At 52.7% G+C, this 21,819-nt stretch carries 18 protein-coding genes and 1 tRNA gene; 13 read left to right on the top strand and 6 right to left on the bottom strand.

The window, feature by feature from the left end:
* Positions 1–10: 10 nt before the first annotated feature.
* Positions 11–1,612 (top strand): MFS transporter, encoded by a 1,602-nt coding sequence (locus OXI60_02050; GenBank protein MDE0308601.1) that lies wholly within the window; start codon positions 11–13, stop codon positions 1,610–1,612.
* A 139-nt stretch (positions 1,613–1,751) separates the two neighbouring features.
* On the opposite strand, the gene OXI60_02045 is transcribed toward OXI60_02050, so the two are convergent.
* Positions 1,752–2,531: an exodeoxyribonuclease III gene (locus tag OXI60_02045; GenBank protein ID MDE0308600.1), complete on the bottom strand. Its 780-nt coding sequence runs from the start codon at positions 2,529–2,531 to the stop codon at positions 1,752–1,754.
* Positions 2,532–2,567: 36 nt separating this feature from the next.
* On the opposite strand from OXI60_02045, the gene mutY reads away from it, so the two are divergent.
* From mutY to OXI60_01990, 11 genes are all read left to right on the top strand, one after another.
* Positions 2,568–3,671 carry an A/G-specific adenine glycosylase gene (gene mutY / locus OXI60_02040; GenBank protein ID MDE0308599.1) on the top strand — a complete coding sequence of 368 codons (1,104 nt, stop codon included), beginning with the start codon at positions 2,568–2,570 and terminating at the stop codon, positions 3,669–3,671.
* 726 nt (positions 3,672–4,397) lie between these two features.
* A complete protein-coding gene (locus OXI60_02035) occupies positions 4,398–4,667 on the top strand; it encodes an oxidative damage protection protein (protein ID MDE0308598.1) in 270 nt (89 codons plus the stop codon).
* Between the two features lie 298 nt (positions 4,668–4,965).
* Positions 4,966–5,943 carry an ABC transporter substrate-binding protein gene (locus tag OXI60_02030; protein MDE0308597.1) on the top strand — a complete coding sequence of 326 codons (978 nt, stop codon included), beginning with the start codon at positions 4,966–4,968 and terminating at the stop codon, positions 5,941–5,943.
* A 133-nt stretch (positions 5,944–6,076) separates the two neighbouring features.
* Positions 6,077–6,769 (top strand): ABC transporter permease, encoded by a 693-nt coding sequence (locus tag OXI60_02025; protein MDE0308596.1) that lies wholly within the window; start codon positions 6,077–6,079, stop codon positions 6,767–6,769.
* Between the two features lie 78 nt (positions 6,770–6,847).
* The gene (locus OXI60_02020) at positions 6,848–7,582 is read left to right on the top strand and encodes an ABC transporter ATP-binding protein (GenBank protein MDE0308595.1); all 735 of its coding nucleotides are present in this window, start codon (positions 6,848–6,850) and stop codon (positions 7,580–7,582) included.
* Between the two features lie 9 nt (positions 7,583–7,591).
* Entirely contained in the window at positions 7,592–8,614 is a 1,023-nt protein-coding gene (locus OXI60_02015; GenBank protein ID MDE0308594.1) for a zinc-dependent alcohol dehydrogenase, read from the top strand.
* 390 nt (positions 8,615–9,004) lie between these two features.
* Positions 9,005–9,077 (top strand) — tRNA-Phe (locus OXI60_02010).
* A gap of 181 nt (positions 9,078–9,258) precedes the next feature.
* Positions 9,259–10,287 (top strand): sterol desaturase family protein, encoded by a 1,029-nt coding sequence (locus OXI60_02005; GenBank protein MDE0308593.1) that lies wholly within the window; start codon positions 9,259–9,261, stop codon positions 10,285–10,287.
* Between the two features lie 185 nt (positions 10,288–10,472).
* Positions 10,473–11,456, top strand: a complete 984-nt coding sequence (locus tag OXI60_02000) for a tripartite tricarboxylate transporter substrate-binding protein (protein ID MDE0308592.1) — start codon at positions 10,473–10,475, stop codon at positions 11,454–11,456.
* A gap of 64 nt (positions 11,457–11,520) precedes the next feature.
* Complete coding sequence (locus OXI60_01995) at positions 11,521–12,003, top strand: tripartite tricarboxylate transporter TctB family protein (protein MDE0308591.1); 483 nt, start codon at positions 11,521–11,523, stop codon at positions 12,001–12,003.
* 12 nt (positions 12,004–12,015) lie between these two features.
* The gene (locus tag OXI60_01990) at positions 12,016–13,527 is read left to right on the top strand and encodes a tripartite tricarboxylate transporter permease (GenBank protein MDE0308590.1); all 1,512 of its coding nucleotides are present in this window, start codon (positions 12,016–12,018) and stop codon (positions 13,525–13,527) included.
* 107 nt (positions 13,528–13,634) lie between these two features.
* Here OXI60_01990 and rpoD read toward each other — a convergent pair whose 3' ends face one another.
* Positions 13,635–15,404 carry an RNA polymerase sigma factor RpoD gene (rpoD, locus tag OXI60_01985; GenBank protein ID MDE0308589.1) on the bottom strand — a complete coding sequence of 590 codons (1,770 nt, stop codon included), beginning with the start codon at positions 15,402–15,404 and terminating at the stop codon, positions 13,635–13,637.
* A 386-nt stretch (positions 15,405–15,790) separates the two neighbouring features.
* On the opposite strand from rpoD, the gene eutB reads away from it, so the two are divergent.
* A complete protein-coding gene (gene eutB / locus OXI60_01980; GenBank protein ID MDE0308588.1) occupies positions 15,791–16,774 on the top strand; it encodes a hydroxyectoine utilization dehydratase EutB in 984 nt (327 codons plus the stop codon).
* 88 nt (positions 16,775–16,862) lie between these two features.
* On the opposite strand, the gene OXI60_01975 is transcribed toward eutB, so the two are convergent.
* The 4 genes from OXI60_01975 to OXI60_01960 form a co-directional block, all read right to left on the bottom strand.
* Positions 16,863–18,881, bottom strand: a complete 2,019-nt coding sequence (locus tag OXI60_01975; GenBank protein MDE0308587.1) for a CocE/NonD family hydrolase — start codon at positions 18,879–18,881, stop codon at positions 16,863–16,865.
* 247 nt (positions 18,882–19,128) lie between these two features.
* A complete protein-coding gene (locus OXI60_01970; GenBank protein MDE0308586.1) occupies positions 19,129–20,061 on the bottom strand; it encodes a DMT family transporter in 933 nt (310 codons plus the stop codon).
* Between the two features lie 114 nt (positions 20,062–20,175).
* Positions 20,176–20,634: a HipA domain-containing protein gene (locus tag OXI60_01965; GenBank protein ID MDE0308585.1), complete on the bottom strand. Its 459-nt coding sequence runs from the start codon at positions 20,632–20,634 to the stop codon at positions 20,176–20,178.
* Between the two features lie 63 nt (positions 20,635–20,697).
* Complete coding sequence (locus OXI60_01960) at positions 20,698–21,588, bottom strand: fumarylacetoacetate hydrolase family protein (GenBank protein MDE0308584.1); 891 nt, start codon at positions 21,586–21,588, stop codon at positions 20,698–20,700.
* Between the last annotated feature and the right edge of the window lie 231 nt (positions 21,589–21,819).

The following is a 21,819-nucleotide window of genomic DNA, read 5'->3' as shown; positions in this document are numbered from 1 at the left end:
TCGAAATCTCATGAATAATCCTGACGTTTCCGCGCAATCCGCGAAGACCGCCGGTTCACGGCAGACTCAACGCAACTGGATCGAGTCTGTCAGGGGACTCACGCATCCGCGTGCGGTATGCATGCTGTTCTTGGGATTCTCTGCGGGACTTCCGCTGCTGCTTGTGTTCGGCACCCTTTCCGTCTGGTTGCGGGAAGCTGGCATTGAACGGGCAACCGTGACGTTCCTCAGCTGGGCGGCGCTTGGATATTCCTTCAAGTTTGTCTGGGCACCCATCGTTGATCGCATGCCGCTGCCGTACCTGACTCGAAAACTGGGGCGCAGGCGTTCCTGGTTGCTGATTTCGCAGATCGCGGTGTTCGCAAGTCTGTTGTGGACCTCATTTTTCGATCCGCAGGCGGACCTGCTTGTCCTGACTGTGATCGGCGCAGTCTGCATCGGGTTTTCCTCAGCGACCCAAGACATCGTGATTGATGCATATCGTATCGAGTCGGCACCTCCTGATCTGCAGGCGATGCTGGCTGCCACATATATCGTGGGTTACAGGATCGGGATGCTGGTCGCAGGTGCCGGAGCGCTTTGGATCGCAGATTTTATCGGCGGCGGGGATTACAGTTTTCGCGCCTGGTCCACGGTCTATCAGATCATGGCATGTTTCATGATTGTCGGGCTGATCACAACCTTGGTCAATCCGGAACCAAAGACTGATGAATCCTCGACATCATTCTCCGGCACTTCGGACTATCTGCGTTTCTTCGCCGTCTTTGCGCTGGCAGTCGCTGCTTTTGTAATCGGGTTTTTGACGACCGGCGACCTGGTCAAGTCCGTCAGGGCGGCAGTCGTCGAGCATTACAGTTTCGTCAATTCCACCACAGCCCGCCTGATACTTGAATCAATTCGGATGGTATTCTGCATTGGCCTGGCGGGGGTTGTGGCATGGTTGCTGATCCGCATGCGTGTCGTCAATTTCTCCCATGTACAGGAAACCTATGTTGCGCCCGTTACGGACTTCTTCGTTCGATATGGGCGTCTGGCACTGATCATTCTCGTGCTTGTCGGCACCTATCGAATATCCGATATCGTGCTGGGAATCATTGCAAACGTCTTTTATCTCGACATGGGTTTCACAAAAACCCAGATCGCAAACTATTCGAAGTTCTGGGGACTGATGGCGTCACTTGCCGGCGGGTTGCTTGGCGGCATTCTGGCTTTGCGATTCGGTGTGCTGAGAACATTGCTGCTTGGCGCGGTCCTGGCGCCGGCGTCCAATCTGATGTTCTTGGCGCTGGCCAACAATCCTGTCGATCTGATGCTTCTTTTTGTCGTTGTGGTTGACAGCCTGAGTGCAGGTGTGGCATCGGCTGCATTTGTATCCTATCTTTCCAGTCTGACCAACGTGCGATTCACTGCGATGCAATATGCGATATTCACCTCAATCATGCTGCTGTTTCCAAAACTTGTCGCCGGATATTCCGGTACGATTGTTGATGGTGTCGGATATGGGACATTCTTTGTCATCACAGCACTGATTGGCTTGCCGGTGATCGGCATCATCCTTGTCGTCGAAAGAATGGTCGCCCGGGATGTATCGGGGGCCGCTTCTGCGGCATAGCAAAACCCGTTCATCGCGGACTGATATCGGACCTGTCCAGGGCAGTCAGTCAAGTGACTGCAGACAGTGCGCCGCGCCCGGTACGCTTGACGAACGCACACCGATCATTGCTTTGTGCGGCTGAAACTGCGGCGGGACTTTATTTTGCGCGACTGAAGTCAAATTCTGCGGTGACAGGGGCGTGATCGGAAAACTTTACCGCCCGATAGACTTCCACCGACTCTATCGCAGTTTTCAGACGTTTGGACAGGATGTGATAATCCAGCCGCCAACCGACGTTCTTGGCATAGGCATCGCCTCGATTGGACCACCACGTGTACTGTCCCGGGCGCGAGTCAATCACCCGGAACGCGTCTACGAATCCTGCCGCACCGAAAAGCCAATCCATCCATGACCTCTCCTGCGGTAAAAATCCAGAGTTTTTCCGGTTGCCTCTCCAGTTTCTCAGATCAACCGGCTTGTGGGCGATATTCATGTCGCCACATATGATGTAGTCTCGGCTGTCGGACTGGAATTTGAGCAACAGTGGCTGAATGCGGTCCAGGATCACTTCCTTGAACTTCTGTCGATCATCGGAACTGGTTCCGGACGGAAGATATATCGACAGGATCGACAGATCCTCAAAATCGACCCGTACACAACGTCCTTCAGAATCAAAGTCATCCCAGCCCAGACCGATGGAAACGTCGCAAGGGCTTTGTCTGGTATAAATGGCAGTACCGCTGTAGCCTTTTTTCTCAGCATAATGAAAATATCCCTGATAACCGGGCGGATGAAAAAGTTCGTCGGTCAGCTGGTCTTCCTGAGCCTTGAGTTCCTGAATGCAGACGATGTCCGGCGTACTGTCGGACAACCAGTCATAGAAACCTTTTCTTGCCGCCGAGCGGATGCCATTGGCGTTGAAAGTAACAATTTTCATCTGCGTGCGTAGCAGCCGTAAAGCAGTTGATGACCCATGGACAAATTCAGCAAGGACCCATCCGATTCCGGTAATTTTAGCCGAATGCTGCTTGACTGGAACTGCGAGTTGCCCGGCCGGGGGTTACCCTGGGCATTCAGTACCGATTCCTACCGTATCTGGATTTCCGAAGTCATGCTGCAGCAGACCCAGGCCAAGACAGTTGTCGACTACTTTGAGAGGTTTGTGGACGAGTTTCCCGACGTAAGGTCGTTGGCCGATGCTTCGACAGACCATGTCATGAGTCTGTGGGCGGGACTTGGATATTACACCAGAGCCCGAAATCTTCATGCGGCGGCAAAGACGATTCGAGATCAGCATCACGGAAAGTTTCCGAATAACTTTCGTGATGTACTTGCACTGCCCGGCATAGGAAAGTCAACAGCTGGTGCCATCTGCGCACTGGCGTACGGATTGAGGACACCCATTCTGGATGGCAATGCCAAACGTGTTTATGCCCGCTACCACTGCGTGGATGACGACTCCGAGTCCGTCCGTACCCGACGTCTGTGGCAAATTGCCGAGGAACACACGCCGAAACATGACGTTCAAAGATACACGCAACTGATTATGGACTTGGGCGCGACAGTATGCACGCCAAAGAATCCGAAGTGTACGATCTGCCCCCTCAGCCGATCATGTTGCGCACATTGTCAGCATCTGACGGAACATTTGCCGCGACGCAAAGCATCAAGGCGCCGCGAGGTGAGGTACGTGACCATGCTGATCATTACGGATGGCGCCAACCGGGTATTGCTGCAGCGTCGGCCGGACGAAGGGGTCTGGGGAAACTTATGGAGTTTTCCCGAATTTTCGGGCAATTCCCGCGATGTCAGGTCCTGGTGCCACTCTCAGCTCAAGGTACGAGTCAATACCGCTTCACCGTGGCGCAGCATCACTCATGACTTTACGCACTTGCGGCTGGTCATCACACCACAACCCGCAAACCTGGTTGAATCCGAACGTGACATATCACAGGCAGACAACTTGGCACTGCTTGCCATTTCAGAGGCCAAGACGATGGGAATTCCAGCTCCGGTACGGACCTTGCTGACAAATCTGGAAGACGGGCAGACACGCGGCAACCCTGTGCGTACATGAAGACAGCTGCCACCCGGTTCGCTGAATTCGATCATGGCACCCGAGGCTTCACACGCGGCAATACCTATGACCGTTCGGTTTGTGTTCCTCGTGAAACCCTCTAATTCAACTGATTGGTATTGGATTCATAGTCTGGGGAGACGGCGCAACTGCCCTGTTTATTTCTTCGCGTCACGAGCATTCGCTCATGTAAATACGCAATCCGGCTGCTGCCGGATGATTCGAAAAGGTTCGGCGCTAGCGCGTGAATTGCACAGGCGATCGCTCCTGCCAGCATGTGCCGGGCAAATGACATTGCATTGCCCATGTGTTCGAAATAGGTTTCGTTCACTTCGTCTAGATGTTGAGACCATCGATTCATTGCATCATCCAGAATTTGATCAACTTATGATAGAACATAATAACAATTTCAGCCAGTCATTACACACTATATTTACATCTATTTGACACTATATTGGAATATTATTTTAATTTGTTCGACACAACGGTAAATATATACTACACTCAGCAATCTATGGAGGTTAGAATATTTGCGGTTCAACCTTGCGAATTGGTATTGGTAAAATAAGACTGTTCCCTTTCTGGATACTGATGCGACGGATGTCAGGCGCCAGTGATGCGAAGTGGAAACTGACAACTGATGAACGCAAAGCCCAAAACCCGAATCAAGAAACTCGTCTCAATCGTAGCTTAAGGTTCTTCAACCGGCCAAACTGATCAATTGTCATGCCTGAAACAGTCAAATGTGCACTTCTGGGCGAGCAGCTGCCTGCCATGCCAATGCCGCCCCTTCCAGGTGAACTCGGTAACAGAATCCAGGCACAAATTTCGCACAAGGCCTGGCAATTGTGGCTGGAGCACCAGACGATGCTGATCAATGAGAAACGACTCAGTATGGGCAACTCTGATCACCGGCAATACCTCAAGGAACAGATGGAAAAATTCCTGTTTGGCGGTGACTTCGACAAACCTCAGGGTTACGTTCCGCCTTCGTGACCCATGGAGTGATTGGATAATCGCTGCAAGGACACGGGTCACAGCACCTTGAGGAACTTCAGTCCGGATGCGGATTGCACAGCAGTGTCCTTGAATTGAATCGCTTTCGCATACTGCCCGTCATTGGGAGCTGAAGCTCACTTTGGATTCGCCCGCGATCTCAAATGATTCCCACATCAGTTCCCGGAAACGGATTCACCGAAAACGATGGCGGGGCGAAATAAAGCGACTGCCTGTGGGTCTTTTCTGTTACAGTTACAAGCAAAGTTGTAGCAATTAACCGTTTGTGAGGTGCGTTATGAACACGATTAAGAGACTTGGAGCGGTAATTCTGTCAATTTCTGTAATGCTATTTTCTGTCGAGCTCCGAGCAGAGACTCTGACGCTCGCTCACTCGACCTGGGTCGGGTACGGACCCTTTTATATTGCCCGGGACAAGGGTTTCTTCAGCGAAGAAGGGGTTGATGTAGAACTTAGAATTATGGAAAACACGCCGCTCAAGATGGGAGCGCTTATGGCTGGACAGGTTGATTTGGTCGCTTCAACGGCTGACGAATTTCCAATCTATATGAAACCAGACATTCCGGTGAGGTATTTTCTCGCGGTCGACAATTCGAACGGTGGTGATGGCGTCGTGTCAAACAAGGATATCACGTCAATCGCCGAACTCAAGGGGCACAAAGTTGCATTCGAAGAGGGCTCAGTTTCACAATTTTTTATCAATGCATTGCTGCTGAATGCCGGACTGACGCAGAATGACATTGAAATGGTCAATATGACTGCGACTGATGCGGGTGCCGCCTTCGTCGCCGCCCGTGTCGATGCCGCGGTGACCTGGGAACCGCATTTGACACAAGGTGAACAGACAGAGCATGGGCACAGATTGATTGACAGTTCCCAGACTCCGGGATTGATCGTTGATGTCGTGGCAGCCACACAGGAAACTGTCGACAACCATGGAGACAAGCTCAAGGCATTTGTCCGAGGCTGGCAACGTGCGCTTGAATTTCTTCAGACCAACCCCGATGAAGGGTTTCAGATCATGGCGGACGGTGTCGGTGGCTGGCTCTCCGACCCTGAGGAGTTCAAGGCCGTCGTAACCGGTGTCGAATATCTCGACGTGGATCGCAACATGGAAATGTTCGGATCAGCCGATGCACCTGGTCAACTGCATAAGACGCTCAGTGACGCAATTACGATCTGGTCCGATTTCGACAAGGTTCAGGTTGACGGATTGACTTCGGCTGATGTTCTGACGACTGACTATTTGAACTGACTGAATTGGTTTTTATGACTGAGATGGTGGGAAGAGATTGAAACGGCTTTTTACGCCCAAGAAATCGATTCCTCGCTCAATTGAAATTAGCATAAGTACTGCTGTTGCAGGTTCGATACTGCTTACGTGGTGTTTGCTTAGTTATCTTCAGCTGGTCAGCAGTACTTTTCTTCCGCGCCCGGACGAGGTTTGGTCGGCTTTCGTTCAGGTAGTCTCAGATGGCTCATTGTTTGAGCACATGAAGGTCAGCTTGGCTGAAATCTACATCGCCTTCTTTCTTTCCTCGATTATCGCCGTTCCGCTTGGAATATTCATGGGCAGTTTTCGCATAGTTGCGGCGGCAATCGAGCCGGTCGTCAATTTCATGCGATATCTCCCAGTCACTGCGTTGATCCCGCTTTTGATCTTGTGGATTGGAATCGGAATCGAGGAAAAAATCGCGGTCATATTTCTGGGTACTTTTTTCCAGCAAATTGTTCTTTGCGCTGATGTGTCGGCGAATGTATCTGATGACCTCTACAACGTGTCCTACACATTGGGAGCGAACCGTCGCCAGGTGATTACCAGGGTGATGCTGCCTGCGACAATGCCAGGCGTAATGGATACGCTCAGGGTTACCATGGGGTGGGCGTGGACGTTCTTGGTTGTCGCGGAACTTGTTGCAGCGTCATCGGGACTTGGTTACATGATTCTCCAAGCGATGCGAGGCCTTCATCCAGCGTTGATTTTTGTCGGCATCTTTACCATAGGCATTCTTGGGCTGATTACGGATCAGGCTTTTAAAATGGCAAAAATCTGGTTCTTGCCGTGGACTGTAATTCGTTAGACGAGGCAGGCTGGAAGTTTGAATCACCTATCGATCAAAGACGTTACGTTGCACTTTTCCTCCCAGAGGGTTGGGAAAGTGACTGCGCTTGAAAATTTGTCACTGGAAATCCCGGAGAAACAATTCGCAGTCATTGTAGGGCCATCGGGCTGCGGCAAGTCGAGTCTGCTCAATCTGGTGGCCGGACTGACGGAGGTGTCACAAGGCAGTTGCCATATCAACAAGAAATTAATCACTGAGCCTGGAGCAGACCGCGGAATGGTGTTTCAGAATTATTCGCTGTTTCCGTGGCTGACAGTCCGTAAAAATGTCGAGTTTGGGCTCTCGTTGCAGAAACTATCCGCTCGCGAACGGTCACAACGCGTAGACCACTATATCAATGCTGTTGGTCTGAATGGTTTCGAAGATGCCTACTCGAACCAGTTGTCAGGAGGCATGCAACAAAGAGCGGCGATCGCCCGCGCATTGGCCAATGACCCGGATGTACTGCTGATGGACGAGCCTTTCGGCGCGCTCGACAGTCAGACTCGCACTATCATGCAGAGACTGCTATTGGACGTGTGGGAAAACGAGCAGAAAACCGTCTTGTTTATCACTCACGACATCGATGAGGCTCTATTTCTTGGTGATGTGGTATACGTGATGTCAAAAAGACCCGGGACGATTATTGATTCCATCACAGTCGAACTTGAGCGTCCCCGTCATTACGAAGTCGTAACTGACGATCATTTCATAAAGTTAAAGCGTAAAATCATGGCTTATCTGCATCGCGAGGTTGAACAAAATGCGAGTGCCGATTCGCCGCTGACTTGAGATTGAATCATGACTGAGTATATGACGACCGCGAAAATGGTTGACGTCAGAAAACCTTTGGAATTTCAGCAAGTGCCGATTGTCGCGCCAGGACCCGGCGAGGTGTTGATCAAAACCGAAGTCTGCGGACTTTGTCACTCCGATGTGCATTTCTGGCTTGGTGAGCATGACTTGCCCCGCGGGATGCCGACAACTCTTGGGCACGAGGGTATCGGTACAGTGGTGCAAGTCGGCGAGAACGTGACAGGAATTGCCGTTGGCACCCGGGTTGGAATCGGGTATGTGTACGGAACGTGTACAACATGCAGAGAGTGTCTGACCGGGCACGAGACACATTGTGCCGAAGTGTTATGCACCGGTGTTGATGCAAGCGGGTGCTTTGCCGAGTATGCAATCCTGCGAGCAGACTGGGTTACAGTCATCCCGGATAATTTGAAATCAGTTGAAGCGGCACCGCTGCTATGTGCCGGAGTCGCAGCCTACAGTGCGATCAGCAAGGCAATGCTTCGGCCCGGTGAGCTCGCGGTGATATTTGGTACTGGCGGATTGGGTTTGTATTCGATCCAATTTGCCAAACTGGCCGGGGCGACCGTGGTGGCTGTTGATTTGTCCGAGGAAAAACTGAAGCTCGCCCAAGCCTTGGGGGCGGATTACGTCATGTGCGCCGATGACGACACTGTCGAACGGATTCGAGAGCTTGGCGGAGCCGATGCCAGTTTCAATTTTGCGCCATCCGTCACCAGTTGGCGACAGATGATCGAAAGTGCAAGGGCGCGGGCGCGGCTCGTTCTCGTTTCGCTTCCACATCACGACCTTAGTTTCAACGCTTCACAAGTCATTGAATCTGGATTGAGAATTTATGGGAGTGCTGACGGTACCCGGCAAGAACTGCGACAACTGATGCAGCTTGCAAGCGACGGCAAGGTCAAAAGTGTCGTCGAATCCCTGCCGTTTGCAAAAATCAACGACGCATTTGAACGATTGGCGCGCGGTGACGTCCAAGGTCGCCTCGTCATTTCAATGCAGCAATAAAACCGCCCATCAATTTTGGCAGCAACGGTCGGGCCGCCTTATTCACCTGATTTGGCACACCGGCGCTTGCCATCGGAATCATTGGTCGAAAATGAGTCAAGGCTGGCACGATCTCCCTGATTCCGGTCCCGCGAGCCTGGGGATCGCGGACGAAAACCCTATGGCTCTTGCGGGTCAACTCGGCCATCATTGTCATCTTCAGAAAATCCTGACATCGCGTATTGCAATGAAACCGGGATGCGCCGTTGCGATTCCCTCGACTTCAATCTATAATTTTGCGAACTCTTGGCATTGTTCAGATGCAAATCTTGGTCGCGCGATTTCGCCCTAAGTCAAAGAGAATCCTGCAACACAGTTTCCAACCGGAAATTGCCTTTTGTTGCTGTATCTGGCCAGGTAGCTCAGTCGGTAGAGCAGGGGACTGAAAATCCCCGTGTCGGCAGTTCGATTCTGCCCCTGGCCACCTGATTCTATGTGGAAAATCACCGCTTCTCGTCGCTTGGCGGCATCTCAACGCGATTCTCCCCTCCTCTTGTCCCTGAAGCCAGCCAACTTAAGGCTGGCTGATTAAGTTGCCCATATCTGTCTGCCTGATGTGCTTTTCAGAGTATGATTAACGTAAGTCTTGCTCCGCAGTGCAGCCAGTGAATACCGACGCCAACCTATCCGCAGCGCCAATCAAGGACAGAAGTTCTTCTCAGTGGAACTATCGACCTGACGTTCCGCTGGCTGTCTCGCCCTTGTTCGAGTGGCCGCTTGATCTTGTGAAAGTTCTCAATTGGTTTTGGCGACGCTGGTTTCCTGTTTCGGAAAAACTCATACTGGTCGCGACTGCGTATATCTCATGGACATACTTTCAGCCATCGCTTGAGATTGCCAGAAACTTCAGTTTCGGCTGGGTATCGCTGATGTGGTTGCGGAACTTCATTCTGATGCTGATCGTTGCGGGTGGTCTTCACCTTTACTTTTACGTTGTTTGCGCTCAGAAACAAAGGTTTAGATTCCACAGCAGAGCATTCGGCAAGGGTCGGCCCTTCCTGTTCGGAGACCAAGTGCTGGACAACATGTTTTGGACCATTGTCAGCGGTGTCAGTATCTGGACCGGTTACGAAGCGCTGATTATCTGGGGGTTTGCGAACGGATACATTGAAATCATGTCCTGGTCGCAAAATCCGCTTTGGTTTGTGGCAATTTTCTTCCTCGTTCCAATCTGGGAAACAATTTATTTCTATCTGATTCACCGATTGCTGCACTGGAAGCCGCTTTATCAGCTGGCTCATCACGTCCACCATCGAAATAGCAATGTCGGGCCCTGGTCCGGGTTGTCCATGCATCCGATCGAACACCTTCTGTTTCTCGGCAGCGCACTGATTCACTGGGTCATTCTGTCCCACCCCATACACCTTCTGTTCCACATGCAGTATTTCGCACTGACTGCCGCAACGACTCATTGCGGGTATCAGTCCATTGAGAAAAATGGTCGGGAAATACTGTCACTCGGTACCTTCCATCATCAGATGCATCATCGATACATCCATTGCAACTACGGTGGATTGGAAGTTCCTTTCGATAAGTTTTTCAGTTCGTTTCATGACGGAACCGCACAATCCCACGACAAACTGCAAGCAACCATGCGAAATCGAGCACGTGAGTTGCGGCAATCGAAAAAATAGCGATTCGAATGTTCGGATTCACCGGTAACGATTCAGTCTGTGACTTAAGTCACAGCTGACCGGTGTGTTCACTTCCCGGCCAGGGAAAAGCATCACAATCACAATGTCCGCATTCACAGTGAATGCCTTTGGCTTTAAAAGTAAAATGAAAGCCTTTGCAAACTCAAACCAAAGAGGGGTTCACTATGAGTAAATATCGAATCAGATCGCCTTGGATTTCCGTAATCTTCGGGGCAATATTGTCCTGCGGCGTCAGTTTGTCTGCAGTGGGTCAGGATGTCGACAGTATTCACTTTCTGATTCCTGGCGGCGCAGGTGGCGGCTGGGATGGCACTGCCCGAGGTACCGGTGAGGCGCTGACGAATTCGGGTCTCGTCGGGAAGGCAAGTTACGAAAACATGTCAGGCGGCGGTGGCGGCAAGGCGATCGGTTTTCTGATCGAAAATGCCGACAGCAATCATGGGACCATGATGGTCAACTCGACTCCGATCGTCATTCGTTCCCTGACAGGCGTATTCCCACATAACTTTCGCGACCTCACGCTGATCGCCGGGACCATTGGCGATTACGCGGCGATGGTTGTGGCAAAGGACAGCCCATTGAATTCCATGGCTGACCTGCTTTCGACCTACAACTCCGACCCGCGCGGAACCGCGATCGGTGGCGGATCGGTACAGGGTGGAATGGACCATCTGGTTGCCGCAATGGTATTTGAAGCAGCGGGTGTGGACTCCACCAACGTCAAGTACGTTGCCTATGACGCAGGCGGCAAGGCAATGGCCGCACTGCTGTCCGGCGAGATCGCCGCACTCAGCACCGGCTTCTCGGAAGCCGTCGCGCTTGCGAATGCCGGCGAAGTCAAGATTCTCGGCGTGACGTCGGATGCCCGGGTCGGCGCCTATGAAGACGCCCCAACCACGAAAGAACAAGGCATCGATACAATGTTCGTCAACTGGCGTGGGTTTTTCGGGGCTCCCGGACTGCCTGACGCAACCCTGGCAATGTACCAGGACGTATTGACGAAAATGTACGAAACACAGGAGTGGGGGGATGTCCGTGCCCGCAATGGCTGGGTGAACGTCCATAATTCCGGCGACGACTTTCGCATGTTCCTGGAGAATCAGGAAACAGTCATCGGCGACCTGATGCGCAAGCTGGGATTTCTGTGAGTTGGTAAATTCCGCATTCACGCCCGCCTGAGGCGGGCGTGATCACCCTATTCGGCAGGTTGACATGGGACTCGACCGCTACATTGCATTGATCTTCCTCGTCGTGTGTGTCATTTACGGATACACTGCGTTTTTTACCATGGATCAGGGATTGGCGCCCATCATGCAGCGCAATCCGATCTGGCCGAGTACATTTCCAAAAGTCCTGAGCGTACTTGGCATTGCGGTGAGCTTGTGGATTGTTCTGGGATTCGAGAAGTCCCGCGGCACCGCGAAAATAGAAATCGACTATCGCAGGCTTACCGAGTACAAATTGGGACAGGCAGTCTTGTTGCTGAGTCTCATGGCCGTCTACGCCCTGATCTTGCGCCCCGCCGGATTTTTGGTTTCAACTACCCTGTTCATCGTAGCGGCCACCGCGATTCTCGGTGAGAGAAAGTGGCTTGTGATGTGTTTTATCGCGGTCTTGGCCAGTGTCGTTGTCTGGTACCTTGTGGATGGGGTGCTGGGGGTCTACATGAGACCGTTCCCGAGCATGTTCCTATAGGAGTCTCGAGTCATGATCGAAGGCATGTTGCTGGGGCTGTCAGCGGTGTTTTCACCCATCAATCTCCTGATGGTGATTGGCGGATGCCTGATCGGTACATTCATCGGAATGCTCCCGGGGCTTGGACCGATGTCAATCATCGCCATCATGATTCCGATTGCAATCACGATCGGCGACCCGTCCGCAGCGCTGATATTGCTGGCCGGTGTGTACTACGGAGCAATCTTCGGCGGTTCAACCTCATCGATTCTGATCAACGCGCCGGGAGTGTCCGCGACCGTCGCGACCAGTTTTGACGGGTTTCCGCTCGCGAGTCAGGGCCAGGCGGGAAAAGCGCTTACCGTTGCCGCGATTGCATCGTTTGCAGGCGGTACATTCGGGGCAATCTTACTGATGATATTTGCACCCGCATTGGTGAGCGTCGCGTTGCTGTTCCACTCCGCCGAATATTTTGCGCTCATGGTGGTCGGACTATCCGCTATTGCAGCTTTTGCCGGGTCCGGGCAAATTGCAAAAGCCCTGATGATGGCGCTGCTCGGACTGATTATGGCTACGGTCGGTGAAGGTGTGCTATTCAACCTGCCGCGATTTACGATGGGAATTCAGGACCTGCAGAGCGGATTTGGATTTATCACACTGGCGATGGCAATGTTTGCCTTGCCGGAAGCGGTTTTTCTGATCCTGGATCCGAAGCGATCACAGAAGAACGGGAAGGGTACCGACAAGATCAAGGGGTTGAGGATATCGAAGCGGGAAGCCAAAATGATCGCCCCTGTCATTGGCCGACAATCGATTCAGGGATTTCTGATTGGTGTGCTGCCAGGTGCCGGTGCAACCATATCGTCGTTTCTAGGCTACGCAGTTGAGCGAAACATCGCCAGCAAGGAGGAGCAAAAGAAGTTCGGAAAGGGCTCAATCAAGGGGCTTGCGGCCCCTGAGTGCGCGAACAACGCGGCTGTGACCGGCTCATTCGTTCCCCTGCTCACTCTCGGTATACCAGGTTCTGGAACGACTGCCATTCTGCTTGGGGCACTGATCGCGCTGAATGTCGCACCCGGTCCCAGATTGATGATCGACAACCCGTCTATCTTTTGGGCCGTGATCATCTCGATGTATCTCGGCAACTTCATACTGCTGATCCTGAATCTGCCGCTCATTCCATACATCGCCAAGGTGCTCAGTGTTCCGCGCAATTACCTGATCCCGTTCATTTTGTTTTTCACCCTGATGGGTGCCTATATCGGTCAGAATAATGCTACGGAATTGCTGATTCTGATTGGTATGGGAGTTGTTGCGACGGCCTTGCGGATGGCCGGGTATCCGCTGGCACCCGTTTTGATCGGATTTATTCTCGGATCAATGCTTGAGGATAATTTCGCGCGCTCCATGCAGCTGTATGACGGACCTGCGTTCATTGTGGAACGACCGATGACGCTTGCGCTGCTTGCCATCGCGGTCCTTCTGATCGTTGTGCCGAGTCTGCGGGCGAGACGAGCGGAAAAGGCAGGTAACGAAGGCCTTTGAACCCTCGCGATACCACCGCGACCACTTCCATTGGTTCTGGAATCCCGGGCAGATTGGAACTTCAGTGCCTCACGGCAATGCGGCCGGGCAGTTTTCAGCCGACCGGACTACGAATCGATAAACGGTTTTAGATTTTCCGACCTGGACGGATGGCGCAACTTACGGATGGCTTTCGCCTCAATCTGACGAATTCTTTCTCTAGTCACATCAAACTGCTGCCCCACTTCTTCCAAAGTGTGGTCGGTCGGCATGCCGATCCCAAATCGCATCCGAAGGACTTTTGCCTCGCGATCGGACAAGGAATTCAACGCGGCATCGGTCGCCGCCCGCAGTCCTGCTTCTGTCGCAACTTCCAAAGGTGCACGCACTGACTTGTCTTCTATGAAGTCGCCGACATGTGAATCCTCATCCTCTCCGGTCGGAGACTCCATCGATAAGGGCTCTTTGGGGATTTTGAGAACTTTTCGCACCTTGTCCTCGCTGACTTCCATTCTCAGCGCAAGTTCCTCTACCGTCGCCTCGCGGCCCTCCTCCTGTCTGATTTCGCGTTGAATTCTGGTCAGGGTACTCAGAGTCTGAGTCATGTGCACCGGAACCCGTATGGTTCGCGATTGGTCAGCGCAGGCCCGGGTGATCGCCTGACGAATCCACCATGTCGCATAGGTAGAGAACTTGAAACCCCGCTCGTGCTCAAACTTGTCGACCGCCTTCATCAACCCGATATTGCCTTCCTGGATGAGATCCTGGAAACCAAGGCCCCGGTTGTTGTATTTTTTTGCAATCGACACGACCAGGCGCAGATTCGCCTCGATCATTTCTTTCTTCGCCCGATTGGCCCGCGTCTCGCCAATCGAAACCTCACGACGAATTTCCTTGAAATCCCCTATCGACAATCCGAGACGCATCTCAAATTTTTTCAGGCGATTGCGGATCTCTGAGATTTCTTCCCGATAGCACTCCAACTGCTCCGCCTGCTCCTTGTTGCACAATGCCTTGAGCAGCGAAAACAAGTTGCGATGTGTAGCTTGCCCTTGCACCACTTCCATGACCTTCTGTCGGGGAATTCGTACCCTGCCGATACAGATCTCCTCAAGCATCCTGCTTTTTTCCTTCAATTGCCGGTCAGTTTCGTGAATCAAATCAAACATGTCATCCAACTGCTTGCGTACGAATTTGAACTCCAGGAAGTGAACCGCGAGATATCCGCGGTACTTGCCAGCCTTGCGGCTTCGGATGCCATCTGGCTCGGTTGCAATCGCCCGTTGCAGGTTCCTGTAGTGTGTACGAATCTTCCTCGCCCGTTCTTTCATTTCGAGCAGGTTGTTGTTGGCAACTCCATCGTCCTCATCATCATTGGAAACTGCAGGTTTCTTGACATCAGTGATGAAACCTGTGAACAGTTCGGTAATTCGCATCGACTCGCCTTCGATCCGATCAAACATCGTGATCAGTCTATCGAACACGAGCGGACACGTAGACAGCGCTTCTTTTGCCTGTTGCAATCCTGACTGGATGCGCTTCGCCAACTCGATTTCCTTATCCCGCGTCAGAAGATCAATGGCACCCATCTCCCTCATATACATTCGAACGGGATCGGTCGTGCTTCCGAATTCACTCTTGAGCACCTCTTCAGCTTCCTCGGCGACGTTTTCCTCATCCATGCTTTCCTCAGCATTCAGGATCAGGCTGTCCGGATCCGGTGGCGCGTCAAGGACCTGGACTTCCATCTCGTTGAGCATGTTGACAATGGACTCAACGTGCTCGACGTCACTCAGCCTGTCGGGAAGATGATCATTGATCTCCTCGTAGGTAAGATATCCCTGTCGCTTGCCCTTGATGATGAGGTCTTTGAGTTCTGGTTCTCTGGTATGTTCCATTTGGACTCCGAATCAGGTATACGAATTGATTCACAGATTGATATTCGATCAGACTGGCACGACGCGGTTATTATTCATTCGACGCAATCCGGAATAACGCGGCGACAACCATGTATATGACGTCGCCCTTCGAGTTATCAACCGCACTGACAATTAGCCCGCGCCCATTCTATAAACCTATTAAGTATACCTGAAACCCCAGCCGCCGATTTCACTTTTTGGCGCATTGGACATGTGACGATGTCCCCTTGGCCGCGTTTTCAAATGTGAAGTCAACCGGCAAAGACCTGTACAATACGCACGCTCATAATCGGCAACCAGTCGAAAATCCAGACAGATTGATTTTTCGGTCGGTCACACCGGTCGCAGCACTTCGAACCAACGTTATGTCAATCAAACTCTCCGACATTGAGACCGCCCGCGAAGTCATTCCAGATGACTGTCAGTACACGCGATTGATTTCGTCCTCGTCGCTTACACAACACTCGAACTGCCCTGTTTACCTGAAACTCGAGAATCAACAGAGCATCGGCAGCTTCAAGATCCGCGGTGCGATTCATGCAGTCAGCAAACTTAGTGACATCCAGCGCAGCAAGGGAATCGTCTGCGTGTCTTCCGGCAATCATGGACGCGGGCTCGCATATGCCTCATCGACCGTTGGTGCGCACTGTATCGTATGCATGTCCTCACTGGTTCCGCAAAACAAAATTGACGCGATCAAGGCGCTTGGTGCAGAGGTTCGGATAATCGGCAAGTCCCAGGATGAGGCCCAAATCACAGTAGACAGACTGGTCGCGTCGGAAGGTCTGACCTATCTTTCTCCATTCGACCAATCCGACGTCATATCCGGCCAGGGCACGATCGGCCTCGAACTCGCAGAACAGGTTGAGAATCTCCAGTCGGTTTTGGTCCCGGTTTCCGGAGGAGGCCTGATCGCCGGCATTGCGATCGCCCTGAAGGCAATCAATTCGAAGATCCAGGTGATTGGCGTCAGTATGGAACACGGCGCAGCGATGTACGAGAGCATCAAGGCCGGCAAACCCATCGAAGTCGAAGAACTGCCCTCGCTCGCTGATGCATTGGGTGGCGGTATCGGACTGGACAATCACTTCACATTCGAAGCGGTACAAACCCTGGTAGACGAGTTGATACTCGTCAGTGAAAAGGAAATCTCGCAGGCGATCCGGCACGCCTACTGGGAAGACAGGCAAATCATCGAGGGTGCCGGTGCGGTCGCAATAGCAGCACTGCTTTCACGTAAGTTCGTACCGACAGGTCCGACCGTCGCCCTGGTCAGCGGCGGTAATATCGACATGCGACTCCACCATCGGATCACTTGTGGCGAGGATGTGGATTTGTCACGCTGCTGATCTTGAATGACGAATTCAATCTTCGGCATCCGACCTGACTGATTCCTGGCCGGGCCGGGGAAATACCCGGACTGGCTGCAAATTGTGATCAGACAAATTTGCGCTCGAACTGCTGGTTCCAGGTCTGCTCGTACGCAAGCTCATCACCTTCCCATGCCTCAAGTCTTGCTTGCAGATGGAAATGACTCGGTGTCGACGTCACCATGGTATTGGTACGGGTTGAAACTTCCCAATTGCCGCGGGAAAACTTTTCGGTCCAGGTGATGTCACACTTCGCTGAACAGGGGTCATCTGGATGAATCGAGAAAAACTCCTCGTGTGTGGAAGCAACGGTCCAGCCTGGATAGTCATCGTAGACAATGATCCCCTCGTCGAACCATTTTCGCAGCGTGACATCTCCGGTCTGTATGTTCTCGGTCACCGTAAACTCACTTCCGGGCTCCGAAAGGACAGTCTTGTTGAGAGCAGGTGCGGCTTCCGGCTCGGCAAACTCGGCAAGACCATTGTCGATTTCCTGTCGAGGTCGAAACGGCACAGTGAGCGTACAAGCCGGTACAAGCAGCGCAAGTTCGGATTTGACCGGTGACGGCCAGACCACAGGCCAGTAAGCGGTCGTCAGCGACAAGCGTATTTTGCTGCCGGCGGCAAACTTATGCGCAATTTCGTTCATTTGGATCACGGCACTGCAGTCTTGGCCCGGTATCAGGTTTTCGGGATCAAGATGACCATTGCGATGTGTCAGGTTCAGTATGCCGTAGGTGATACGCGTCACCGAACCGTCAACCAGTACCTCATTCAGGCACACAGCTGCCAACGCGTTGCGCTGGCTTGAATTGAACTTCAGTCTCACAACCGGCGCACCGAGAATCTCAAGCTCTTCACTGAGTTCGAGTGAGTCAAAATTCAGACTGCTCCCGGCTTCCGCCCTCTGATCGCCGGACACGTCCGGATCAACACCGTATGAACACCACGTACCGCTTGCACGACCAGCAGTCTGAGGCGATGAGATACGCATCACATGCTCGCTGCCCGCTTGTCCGGACAAGCCATCCCCGGTCAGGTGGTACAGCCTCTGTTCGATATTGTCCGAAGGCCACTGACTTTCGGCAATCCAACGCCCTGGACGGTAATCGTAATGGGTTTGCGGACGGACGGAATCCTGCATCCAGCAACGCAACTGCGGTTCGTCCATGATTCCAGTGTCACCTCCCTTCAGCCAGTGATCCCACCAGCGAAGACATTCGTGCAGAAATCCAATCGCGGGTCCAGGCGTTGCAAAATGAGGATAAAGGTGCGCCCATGGACCAATCAGTCCCTTGCACGGAGCCTTGAGATTCGACAGCAACCGAAATATCGAGTTTGAATACCCGTCCGCCCAACCACCGACCGCATAGACCGCGCAATCGATGTCGTCGTAATTCTCGCACACGGATCCATGACGATAGAACTCGTCGCGCTGTTGGTGCGCCAGCCAATCGGACAGCCACAGACCGCTGCCCTTGAGCCGTTCATGCCAGATGTCGCGCCATGCATCGCCGTGCACAAGAGGGTCAGGCGGAGTCGTGTTGATGGAAAACATATAAGTCGACCATGCAATGTTGTCCGTCAGCATGGCTCCGCCCATGAAGTGGATATCGTCGGCGTAGCGATCGTCCGTTGAACAGATCGTCACAATCGCCTTGAGGGCATCTGGCTTGCGGGCGGCAATCTGCAGACCATTGAATCCGCCCCATGATATTCCGATAATCCCGACTTGTCCCGAACACCACGGCTGGTCTGTAATCCAGTCGATAACCTCAAGTGCATCGTCCTGCTCCTGCTTGAGATACTCACCGAGCAGCACGCCGGTCGAATTGCCCGTACCACGCATGTCGACTCGCACCGATGCATATCCGTGGCCTGCAAAATAAGGGTGAGTCAGTGCATCGCGTTCAGCGGTTCCATCCTGATATCGATAGGGAAGATATTCGACAATAGCAGGCACCGGGTCGTGCGCTGCATCTTCAGGCATCCATATCTTGACAGCCAGCTGAACGCCATCCGACAGTGCAATGAATTCACCTTCGACTACAGTGGTCTTGCGGGGAAAGTCGGTGACTGTCTTCATTTCGCTCCTGTTTCGCCAGCACAGTCCTGTGGGGATTGAACCGCTCGGCCTTTGCGGGCCTATTGCCCGCTGCAAGTCGTATTTTAATGTTCAGGATATCTGGACCGGAGACGATTTTCCGCAACGCCGGACGCACAATGCTACCTTTCCACCGCTTGACACAAGCCGTGCTCAAGAAGTTCTCCGGGCACAGGCAGCACTCTCACAGCAACGTGTCGAGTCTTTAGGTGAGGCCCGGCAGGCTGGGTCATTGCTGACGCGAACGCAATGCGATCATCACCCCTGCCGTTACGATCGCTATGATACCGACAAACGCCACGGCATCCGGTATCTGACCCCAAAGCATCCATCCCCAGAACCCCGCGAAGATCAGAAAGCTATACTCAAAAATTCCAACGTAGGTCGGTTCTGCAATCTGATAGCCTCTGACCAACCCCATCACACCGACGATAGATCCCATTGCCTGAATCAAGACAAAAAACAGAAACTGTTTGGTCGGAACCTCCCACGGCTGCAGAAAAAACGGTGCGCTATCCACCACCTCAGGCGGCAACTCAAGTACATGCAGAATTGCCAACATCAGCAGACTCAGCGATCCGATCATGAGAAAGAAACCCATCATGACAACAGCTGTATTCTCTTCTGAACAAAGATGGCGTGTCGCAAGCTGGCCGAGAGCGTAGAAAATTCCCGCCAGCAGTGGCAACACGGTCAGAAATCCAATATTGTCAGGACTTGGTTTCAACACCAGCAGCACACCTGTAAATCCGATGGCAACAGCAACGATGCGCCACACGCCTATCTTCATTCGAAATACGATGACCGAAAACACCAGCACGAAGATCGGTGCACTGAACAGTGTCGCACCGGCCTCCGCGATCGGCATCAGTGACAAAGCACCGAAGTAGAGCAAGATGGCCCATGCCATCAAGAACCCCCTGACTGCGATTGCCCAGTATCGTTTGGGCCTCAGGCCTTGCTTTCTGATCAAGCAGTACAACACGATAATGGTGCAGCAAATCGCCGACCGAAATGCCTGAAACTGAAATAATCCGGCTTCCTGCTGGATGAAGGGGATCAGGTTGTCAACAAAACCGATCACGGACATTGCGCCGATGATCATAAGACCGCCTGTCAGAACGCGAGACGGCTGATTGGATGCTGCGAAACGGATCGCCATGGCGCTAAACTGCGAAATCAGGCGGGCGCTAGATGCGGTCGCCCGCCGCAATCAATCGCATTGTGCGCCCGATCGATTGCGCGGAAAGCCGGCCAAGCCTGACTGGGCCTGCAATCATCGCAGCTTTGTTCGAAGAGTCTGACCAACTCGCGCGATAATCTTTTCATCGATACCGGCCTGCCTTGCGAATTGCGGCCAATCTGTCACAATTGATACAACTTGCGCAATGATACCGCGAGCGGTTGATCTCGTCAGTCCTAAAGATTCAGCAAAGCTGAGCAAATCCTCAAGTTCGAAATTGTTGCGGTTGCCGACAATGCTCATTTGATGATCGCGGGTCTGAATACCCGACGGGTTATATGCATAGACCGCGTCGCAAGCGGGCGAAAGACGCCACTTGCCAGACTGATCCATCAAGAACGCAATGTTCTTGACATGATCGTCCTGATTGCGGCCGACAATATTGAACACGGTTCGACGGAACTGCTGTTCAACGACAGACATGCCGAGTCCCAGCTCGCGGATTGTCTGCATTACCTGCTCATAGGCATAGTTGCCCGGCTGCAGCGGCAATCAAAGTTCAGCGGTCAGGCATGACTTTCGGATGACCTGATTCGGAGGCATTGGATCACACCATCAATCCGAATCGCCATCCAGTTTGCTCTTGTAATGGGCGGCCCCCGGGCCTCGCGGTGCGCGAATGCCGCGAAACTCCCAATCTCCACCCATTGCCGTAGAGACCACCTCCTCGGTTGTCATCGGCTGGTGCCCGACATCGTCCCGAATCGAAGCGGGCCCCTCCACAATAGTGTTGGTCAACGCACCGAGACCCTCAACCTCAACCGTGACAACATCGCCTGGTTTCACCGGACGGCTATTGGCCGGAGTGCCTGACAGCAACAGGTCGCCCGGCTCCAATGTGATGTTTCTGGCAATGTCAGCGACGAGATAATGCATATCCCATTCCATCTCATCTGTGTTGCCATCCTGTTTCACTTCACCATTGACGATCGTACGGATTCGCTTGCCGCGAAAATCCCAGCCGGTCACCAAACCCGGACCAACCGGACACAGGGTATCTGTTCCTTTCACCCGCAGCATCGAACCCGCATCGGTATCGCGAAAATCGTGCAGCCCATAATCATTGGCGACCGCGTACCCCGCAATGTATTGTGAAGCGTCGGATCGGCTGATGTTTCGGCAATACCGGCCGATGACGATTGCGATCTCGCCCTCATAGTTCAGCCACTCACAACGCTTCGGCCTGACAACATCCGCCTTATGGCCACAAAGTGCGGTAACCGGTTTATGAAAGTAAGTCGGTGTTGCCGGAAGTCTGGTCATGTATTCCTCTACACGACTTTTGTAGTTCAGATGCACACAGATGATCTTGCGAGGCTCAACCGGCGCCAGATGAACTGCGTCCTCAACGCTGATCGTGCGACCGTCACCCGCGATGAGCTCATCACCGCACCGCTCAACAACTGTCGGATAACCCGCCAATAGGATTCGACGAAATTCGCTCATGACTCTCCCCTCAAGCCTTGCTGACACCCTGAATGGGCCGTATAGTACACATTATCACATCAAATCAGATGAGGGTCACCGGTAAAATCATGCTGAGGCTTTTGCATTGCGGTGACATTCGGCCCAGCTTGCCGGACGGCAAGGTTATGCGCTGAACAACGTTCACGGCGCAGCGGAAACAACAACTGCCGACAGTTTTTGCGAGCCGGAAAATAACTCATAATAAAATAA

The organism is Acidiferrobacterales bacterium (assembly GCA_028820695.1).
In the GTDB taxonomy this organism is placed as follows: domain Bacteria; phylum Pseudomonadota; class Gammaproteobacteria; order Arenicellales; family JAJDZL01; genus JAJDZL01.
The sequence above is the reverse complement of the archived record's forward strand: the minus strand, read 5'-3'. Positions and strand labels throughout refer to the sequence as shown.